This window comes from Streptomyces sp. NPDC030838 (assembly GCF_055572035.1).
This window is the reverse complement of record NZ_JBVIED010000008.1, coordinates 359,229-367,490: the sequence shown is the minus strand read 5'-3', so window position 1 is coordinate 367,490 and position 8,262 is coordinate 359,229. Positions and strand designations below refer to the sequence as shown.

The 8,262-nt window shown below is 71.9% G+C and carries 6 protein-coding genes; 2 read left to right on the top strand and 4 right to left on the bottom strand.

The annotated features are described in order from the left end of the window. Together ACZ42A_RS22715 and ACZ42A_RS22710 are read right to left on the bottom strand one after the other, a co-directional pair. The coding region (locus ACZ42A_RS22715) for a maltotransferase domain-containing protein (protein WP_468529059.1) at window positions 1-1,382 on the bottom strand (1,382 nt) is incomplete at its 3' end. Between the two features lie 205 nt (window positions 1,383-1,587). Continuing rightward, on the bottom strand, window positions 1,588-2,790 hold the full coding sequence (locus ACZ42A_RS22710; protein WP_468529058.1) for a S8 family peptidase: 1,203 nt from the start codon (window positions 2,788-2,790) through the stop codon (window positions 1,588-1,590). 157 nt (window positions 2,791-2,947) lie between these two features. Between ACZ42A_RS22710 and ACZ42A_RS22705 the strand changes: the two genes are divergently transcribed. Next, entirely contained in the window at window positions 2,948-3,112 is a 165-nt protein-coding gene (locus ACZ42A_RS22705; protein ID WP_468529057.1) for a hypothetical protein, read from the top strand. Further along, a complete protein-coding gene (locus ACZ42A_RS22700; protein WP_468529056.1) occupies window positions 3,109-5,727 on the top strand; it encodes a glycosyltransferase family 1 protein in 2,619 nt (872 codons plus the stop codon). Before ACZ42A_RS22705 ends, ACZ42A_RS22700 begins: the two co-directional genes overlap by 4 nt. Before the next feature lie 103 nt (window positions 5,728-5,830). Here ACZ42A_RS22700 and ACZ42A_RS22695 read toward each other — a convergent pair whose 3' ends face one another. Both ACZ42A_RS22695 and ACZ42A_RS22690 read right to left on the bottom strand, forming a co-directional pair. Further along, window positions 5,831-6,343, bottom strand: coding sequence for a DUF1990 family protein (locus ACZ42A_RS22695; protein ID WP_468529055.1), 513 nt, complete (start codon window positions 6,341-6,343; stop codon window positions 5,831-5,833). A 64-nt stretch (window positions 6,344-6,407) separates the two neighbouring features. Continuing rightward, entirely contained in the window at window positions 6,408-8,075 is a 1,668-nt protein-coding gene (locus tag ACZ42A_RS22690; protein ID WP_468529054.1) for a M4 family metallopeptidase, read from the bottom strand. Between the last annotated feature and the right edge of the window lie 187 nt (window positions 8,076-8,262).

Here is an 8,262-nt window from a genome sequence, read left to right as displayed (position 1 = left end):
CCGATCTGGGCCAGGGTGTGCATCATCGCCGGGCGGGTGAACGCCTCGGCCAGGAAGATCACGTCCGGGTCGGTGCGGTTGACCTGCCCGATCACGCGCTCCCAGAAGACGACCGGCTTGGTGTGCGGGTTGTCCACGCGGAAGATGCGCACGCCGTGGTCCATCCAGAACCGCAGGATCCGTACGGTCTCGGCGACCAGGCCGTCCATGTCCCGGTCGAAGGCGATGGGGTAGATGTCCTGGTACTTCTTCGGCGGGTTCTCCGCGTACGCGATCGAGCCGTCCGGGCGGTGGTGGAACCACTCCGGGTGCTTGTGCACCCAGGGGTGGTCCGGCGAGCACTGCAACGCGAAGTCCAGCGCGATCTCCAGGCCATGGCCGTGGGCCTGCGCGACGAACCAGTCGAAGTCCTCGATCGTGCCCAGGTCCGGGTGCACGGCGTCGTGCCCGCCCTCCGGCGAACCGATCGCCCAGGGCACCCCCACGTCCTCCGGACCCGCCGACAAGGTGTTGTTCGGACCCTTCCGGAAGGTCGTCCCGATCGGATGGATCGGAGGCAGGTAGACGACGTCGAAGCCCATCTCCGCGATGGCCGGAAGCCGTCGTGCCGCGGTGCGGAAGGTGCCGTGCGGGCGCTCCGCGGTTCCCTCCGAGCGCGGGAAGAACTCGTACCAGGAGCCGTACAGCGCCCGCTCCCGCTCCACCAGCAGCGGCAGCGGGTCGGACGCGGTGACCAACTCCCGCAGCGGATACCGCCCGAGCGCCGCCTCCACCTCCGGCGTCAGCGCCGCCGCCAGCCGGACGGCGGCCGGACGGGCCTCGTCGCGCAGGGCGTCGACGGCGGCGAGCACCAGATCGCGCTCCCGGCCGGGCATGTCGGCGGCCGCCCGCTCGTACAGCCGTGCGCCCTCCTCCAGGACGAGGCCGGTGTCGATCCCGGCCGGGATCTTGATCCGGGCGTGGTGCCGCCAGGTGGTGACGGGATCGGACCAGGCCTCGACCGTGTAGGTCCAGCGGCCCGGCGCGCCCGCCGTGACGGTGGCGCCCCAGCGGTCGGTGCCGGGGGCGAGTTCGCGCATCGGCGTCCAGGGGCCTGGCCGGCCCTTGGGATCGTGCAGCACGACATTGGCGGCGACCGCGTCATGGCCCTCGCGGAACACGGTGGCCGAGATCTCGAAGGACTCGCCGGTCACCGCCTTGGCGGGGCGGCGGCCGTGCTGGACGACCGGGCGGACGTCGAGGACCGGTATGCGTCCGACGGCGGTGACTTCGGCGCCCCCGGAGGATGGCTCCGGGGCCGGCGGGCCGCCGTCGGCGGGGCGTACGGGGGGTGCTTCGGTACGGGGCGTCGGGGGTGCTGACGAGTGGTGCGTGGCGGGCATCACCGCTCCTGTCCGCGTCAACGTGGGTGGGCGGATTGCTGTGGGGAGGTGGGTTCTGCGTTGAGGTGCCTGTGAGGTGTACCGCTGGAGCCTTCCCACACTGTTCGGGTGGGCAATCCGGCACTTTGTTAACTACTCACGCGTATGTCTACACACAAGACCGGCCCCATCCGAGTCGGACGGGGCCGGTGGCCGGACTGTGCCACTAAGACCGCGGTACCTGAAGAAGTTTGTCCGGTGAGCCGAGCCCCCGGCCGGAGACCTTTCCGGTCGCCGCGCCCGCCGTCAGCGCCTGCGAGACCTGCGCCGGCGTGGCCTTCGGACGGTCGGCGAGATAGAGCGCCGCCGCGCCCGCGACATGCGGGGACGCCATGGACGTACCGGAGTACGTGGCCTTCGCGGTGTCGCTCGTGCGGGCCGCCGAGGTGATGGCGACCCCGGGGGCGAACAGGTCGAGTGCGGTGCCGTAATTGGAGAAGGACGCGCGGGCGTCCCGCTGTCCGGTGGCGCCGACGGTGATGGCCTGCCGGACCCCCGCCGGCGAGTAGAGACTGGCCGGAAGTCCGTCGTTGCCGGCCGCGACGGTGTACGTCACCCCGGCGGCGATGGAGTTGCGTACGGCGGCGTCCAGTTGGGTGTTGCGGACGCCGCCCAGGCTGACGTTGGCGACGGCCGGTTTGCGGGCGTTCCTGGTCACCCAGTCGATGCCCGCGATGACCTGCGCGGTCGTGCCGGCACCGGCGTTGTCCAGCACCCGGACGGCGACGACCTTCGCCTTCTTGGCGACGCCGTACGCGGTGCCGGCGACCGTGGCCGCCACATGGGTGCCGTGGCCGTTGCCGTCGGAGGCGGTGGCGTCACCGCCGACGAAGTCCCAGCCGTACCGCGCCCGGCCGCCGAAGTCCTTGTGCGTGACGCGGATGCCGGTGTCGATGACGTACACCGTGACTCCGGCGCCCGCCGACTCCGGCCAGGTGTAACTGCGGTCCAGCGGAAGGTTGCGCTGGTCGATCCGGTCCAGGCCCCACGACGGCGGGTTCTTCTGGGTGTGGTCGACGACCACGCGGGTGTCCTGGACGACCGAGGCGACCCGCGGGTCGGCCGCGAGCCGGCGTGCCTGTCTCTCGCTCGCCCGTACGGCGTAGCCGTTGAGGACCGTGCCGTACGTGTGGCTGATGCGCGCCCCGTACTTCTCGGCGACGTCCTGTCCCGCCGCCGACGGAGCGCGCGTTCCCCCCTTCAGCGTCACCACGTAACTGCCGCTGACGGAGCCGGGTTCACCGGCCCCGACTATGCGACCCTCCGGTGCCGCCTGCGCGGGCAGGGTGGTGGCCGAAAACACCGTGGCGCAGAGCACCGCGGTCAGGCCCCCCGCCCGGCGCAGACGTCGTGTTCGCGTCCGTGCCATGGCTTCGAGTTCCCCTCCTCCACTCGGGCGCACCGGCGTGTCGGCCGGTCCGCCACTGGGCAGCCTCTCGTGCGGTGTGAAGCCCCACAAGGTGGCCTACGGGGGCGGAATCGGCCATATCGGCCGGCGCGGGGCGAGGGTGACGCAACAGAGGGGAGTGGGACGGCGCACCACGAGTCGCCCACGACGCGGCCGGGTAGCCACTACCGTCGACAGCGACAACACCGTCGAGAAGGACAACGCCATCCAGAACGGCAGCACCCTCCACAACGGCAACAACGCACACCGCGTCCGTCACCGCAGCGACAAGGTGGAACCGTGAAGGCGATCCGTCGATTCACCGTCCGTCCCGTTCTCCCCGAATCCCTCCGGCCGCTGAGCGACCTGGCGCGCAACCTGCGCTGGTCCTGGCACGCGGAGACGCGCGACCTGTTCCAGTCCGTCGACCCCGACCGCTGGGCCGCCTCGGGCGGCGACCCGGTCCGGCTGCTGGGCAGCGTGCCGCCCGCCCGGCTCGCCGAGCTGGCCGAGGACCGCCGCTTCCTGCGCCGGCTGACCACGGTCGCCGACGATCTGCACGACTACGTCACCGGCGACCGCTGGTACCAGACCCAGTCCGGCGAACTCCCCGCCGCCGTCGCCTACTTCTCCCCCGAGTTCGGCATCACCGCCGCCCTGCCCCAGTACTCCGGCGGCCTCGGCATCCTCGCCGGCGACCACCTCAAGGCGGCCAGCGACCTCGGCGTGCCGCTGATCGGGGTCGGCCTGCTCTACCGGCACGGCTACTTCCGCCAGACCCTCTCCCGCGACGGCTGGCAGCAGGAGCACTACCCGGTCCTCGATCCCAACGAGCTGCCGCTGGCCCTGCTGAAGGAGCCCGACGGCACCCCCGCCCAGGTCACCCTGGCCCTGCCCGGCGGCCGCTCGCTGCGCGCCCGGATCTGGCTGGCCCAAGTGGGCCGGGTGCCACTGCTGCTGCTCGACTCGGACGTCGAGGAGAACGACCACGGCGAGCGCGGCGTCACCGACCGGCTCTACGGCGGCGGCAGCGAGCACCGGCTGCTCCAGGAGATGCTGCTCGGCATAGGAGGGGTGCGGGCGGTGCGCACGTACTGCCGGCTCACCGGCCACCCCGAGCCCGAGGTCTTCCACACCAACGAGGGACACGCGGGCTTCCTGGGCCTGGAGCGGATCGCCGAACTCTGCGCGAACGGGCTGGAGTTCGACTCGGCGCTGGAAGCGGTGCGGGCGGGCACCGTCTTCACCACCCACACGCCCGTCCCGGCCGGTATCGACCGCTTCGACCGGGAGCTGGTCGCCCGCCACTTCGGCCCCGACGCCGAGCTGCCCGCCATCGACGTGCAGCGCGTCCTCCAGCTCGGCATGGAGAGCTACCCCGGCGGCGAGCCCAACCTGTTCAACATGGCGGTGATGGGCCTGCGGCTCGCCCAGCGCGCCAACGGGGTCTCCCTGCTGCACGGCAGGGTCAGCCGGGAGATGTTCTCCGGGCTGTGGCCGGGATTCGACCCCGAGGAGGTGCCGATCACCTCCGTCACCAACGGGGTGCACGCCCCGACCTGGGTCGCCCCGGAGGTGTTCCGGCTCGGCGCCCGGCAGATCGGCGCCCAGCGCACCGAGGACGCGCTGACGATCGGCGGCTCGGACCGCTGGGACGCGGTCGCCGACATCCCCGACCAGGACATCTGGGAGCTGCGCCGGTCCTTGCGCGAACAGCTGGTGCAGGAGGTGCGGGAGCGGCTGCGCACGGCCTGGCGGCAGCGCGGGGCCGGGACGGCGGAGCTGGGCTGGATCGACGGCGTGCTCGACCCGGAGGTCCTGACCATCGGCTTCGCGCGGCGCGTCCCGTCGTACAAACGCCTGACCCTGATGCTGCGCGACCGCGACCGGCTGATGGAGCTGCTGCTGCACCCCGAGCGGCCGGTGCAGATCGTCGTGGCGGGCAAGGCGCACCCGGCGGACGACGGCGGCAAGCGGCTGATCCAGGAGCTGGTGCGCTTCGCCGACGACCCGCGCGTCCGCCACCGGATCGTCTTCCTCCCCGACTACGGCATGGCGATGGCGCAGAAGCTCTACCCCGGCTGCGACATCTGGCTGAACAACCCCCTGCGCCCGCTGGAGGCCTGCGGCACCAGCGGTATGAAGGCGGCGCTCAACGGCTGCCTCAACCTCTCCGTCCTGGACGGCTGGTGGGACGAGTGGTTCCAGCCGGACTTCGGCTGGGCGATCCCCACCGCCGACGGCCACGGCACCGACCCGGACCGCCGTGACGACATCGAGGCCGCCGCCCTGTACGACCTGCTGGAGCAGCGGATCACTCCGCGCTTCTACGAGCGCGGCCAGGGCGGGCTGCCCGACCGGTGGATCGAGATGGTCCGCCAGACGCTCACCCTGCTCGGCCCGAAGGTGCTGGCGGGCCGGATGGTCCGGGAGTACGTGGAGCGCCTGTACGTCCCCGCCGCCCACGCCCATCGCGCCATGGACCCGGACTCCGCGCGGGACCTCGCCGAGTGGAAGGCCCGGGTGCGGTCCGCCTGGCACGGGGTGACGGTCGACCACGTCGAGACCTCGGCGACCGCGGCCACCGCCGAACTCGGCACCACCCTCACCCTGCGGGTCCGCGTCGGCCTGGGCGACCTCGCCCCCGACGACGTGGAGGTGCAGGCGGTGTCCGGCCGCGTCGACTCCGAGGACCGCATCACCGACGCCTCGGCCGTCCCGCTGAAACCGGCCGGCGGCCCCGACATGGAGGGCCGCTGGGTCTACGAGGGCCCGCTCTCCCTGGACCGCACCGGCCCGTTCGGCTATACGGTCCGCATCCTCCCGGCCCATCGGCTGCTGGCGTCGGGCGCGGAGCTGGGGGTGCTGGCGGTGCCGACGGACGAGGTGCGGGAGGCGGCGGGGGTGCTGATGAGGTGACGCCGGCACCGTCCAGCCCGTCCGGCGATTGAGGACGAGGCCGTTCAGGCCGAAGCGGGGGTCTGGGGGCGGCAGCCCCCAGGCTGCGGAGCCGCCGACTCCGTCACGCCGACTCCGCGCACAGCCTGCGCAGCACCACGCCGCAACGCTTCGCGTACGCGTGCTGCAGGCCCCTCGTGGCCGGGCCGCCGGCCTTCGCGTACCAGCTGGCGGCTCGGCTGAAGGCGGAGATGGTCAGCCAGACCGTGCCGTCGCCGGTGCGGTCGACGACGAAGGACTCCTCGCCGCACTCGGGGTGGCCGGTCAGGGTGCCGTACGCCCAGCCGGCGCGGCGGGGTTCGTCGACCGTCCAGACGATCCGGCAGGGCGCCTTGACGACCCCCGCGAGGGTGACGGTGACGTCGACTCCGGGCGCGGCGCGGTCGGCGCTCGCGTCGATGCCGACGCCCATCGCCCGGTGCATCTCCCAGGTGCACACCGCCTCGGCGGCCCGGCGGAAGACCGCCTCGCCCTCGCCGAGGCGGGTGCGGACGTGCAGGGGGTGGAAGCCGGGCGGGCAGAATCCCGGCTCGCGGGTGCCGCCGACGTCCTCGTACGTGAACTCCCCTTGAGACATGCGCCCCAGACTAGGGCGGCACCCGGCGTCGCCTTCCCGCCGGGTGCCGCCGATCACGCCGGGGTCAGCTGACGTTGACGGCCGTCCAGGCCGCCGCCACCGCCTTGTACTCGGTGCTGGAGGCGCCGTACAGCGCCGACGCCGCGCTCAGGGTCGCCGTACGGGCGCCCTTGTAGTTGGTGGTCGACGTCATGTACTCGGTGAGCGCCTTGTACCAGATCGCCGCCGCCTTGGCGCGGCCGATGCCGGTGACCGTGGAGCCGTTGTAGGTCGGGGAGTTGTAGCTGACGCCGTTGACGGTCTTGGCGCCGCTGCCCTCGCTCAGCAGGTAGAAGAAGTGGTTCGCCGGGCCCGAGGAGTAGTGGACGTCCAGGCCGCCGAGGCTGGAGGACCAGTAGTCCGCCGAGGCGCCGTCCTTGCTGGGCTTGTCCATGTAGCGCAGCGGGGTGCCGTCGCCGTTGATGTCGATCTTCTCGCCGATGAGGTAGTCACCGGGGTCGGAGGCGTTGTTCGCGTAGAACTCCACCGCCGTGCCGAAGATGTCGGAGGTGGCCTCGTTCAGGCCGCCGGACTCGCCGGAGTAGTTGAGCCCGGCCGTGTTCGAGGTGACGCCGTGGGTCATCTCGTGGGCCGCCACGTCGAGCGAGGTGAGCGGCTTGGTGTTGCCCTCGCCGTCGCCGTACGTCATGCAGAAGCAGCTGTCGGACCAGAAGGCGTTGACGTACGCGTTGCCGTAGTGGACACGGGAGTACGCGGCCTTGCCGTCGTTCTTGATGCCGTTGCGGCCGAAGGTGTTCTTGTAGTAGTCCCAGGTCGTCTGGGCGCCGTAGGCCGCGTCGACGGCGGCCGTCTGGTCGGTGGAGGAGCTGGAGGCGGTGCCGGTGCCCCAGGTGTCGTCGGCGTCGGTGAACAGCGTGCCGGCCGAGCCGCTGGTGCTGCGGGCCTTGTTGTACGTCTTGTGGCCGCCGCGGGAGGGGTCGTAGAGCTGGTACGTCGAGCCCGACAGGTAGGTGCCGAGGGTGACGGTGCCGTTGTAGAGGCCCTTGCCGGTGCCGGTCTCGATGCCCTGGTACTCGTACAGCTTCTTTCCGGTGGCCGCGTCCGTGATGACGTGCAGCTCGTTCGGCGTGCCGTCCTCCTGGAAGCCGCCGACGACCGTCTCGTAGGCGAGAACGGGCTTGCCGTCGGCCGCCCAGATCACCTTGCGGGGGGCCTTCGCCGCGTCGGACTTCGTCCCGCCGAGGGCCTTGGCGCGCTTGACGGCCTGGGTCTCGGCCGCGGACTTCGTGATCTCCGGGGAGAGGTCGGCGACGGCGATCCTCGCCTTGGTCGCCTTGGTGACGCCCTCGGTCTTCCCGCTCGGGCTCTCGTGCACGACGAGGTCGCCGCCGAGGACGGGCAGACCGGCGTAGGTGCGCTCGTAGCGGGTGTGGAGGCTGCCGTCGGCGTCCTTGACGACGTCGCGGACGACCAGCTTCTCCTTCGCGCCGAGGCCTATCTCGTCGGCGGTCCGCTCGGTGGCGGCGTCGGCCTGGCGGATCAGGGCCGTGCGGGTGGCGGGGGAGAGGGCGAGCGGGGTGGCGGCGCGGGCGGCCGGGGCGCCGGAGGAGTCCTGGGCGGTGGCGGAGCCGGTGGAGAGGCCGGTGGTGAGGAGGGCTCCGGCGGCGACGGCGGTGGCCAGCGCCAGGGTGGTGCGCTTGTGACGCGCGTAGAGGCGGTGCGTGGGGATCACACAAACTCCTTGAGTGGGGGGTTGCTTGGGAAGTTGTGCGGCAGGTGAGGGAAGGGTGACATCGGTGGTGCGTACATGTCAGGACCCTGAAGTGATGTTGGCCGAAAACCAACTCCCAAGAAAACGTTTCGGGAAGGTAAAGCGGGTACGCGAAAGGGGCGCCACCCCGGGGGAGTTGCCCCGGAGC

Bases quoted from the DNA above. Each gene is read 5' to 3' on its own strand.
- ACZ42A_RS22710 (WP_468529058.1), bottom strand. From the start codon at position 2,790: ATGGCACGGACGCGAACACGACGTCTGCGCCGGGCGGGGGGCCTGACC.
- ACZ42A_RS22695 (WP_468529055.1), bottom strand. From the start codon at position 6,343: ATGTCTCAAGGGGAGTTCACGTACGAGGACGTCGGCGGCACCCGCGAG.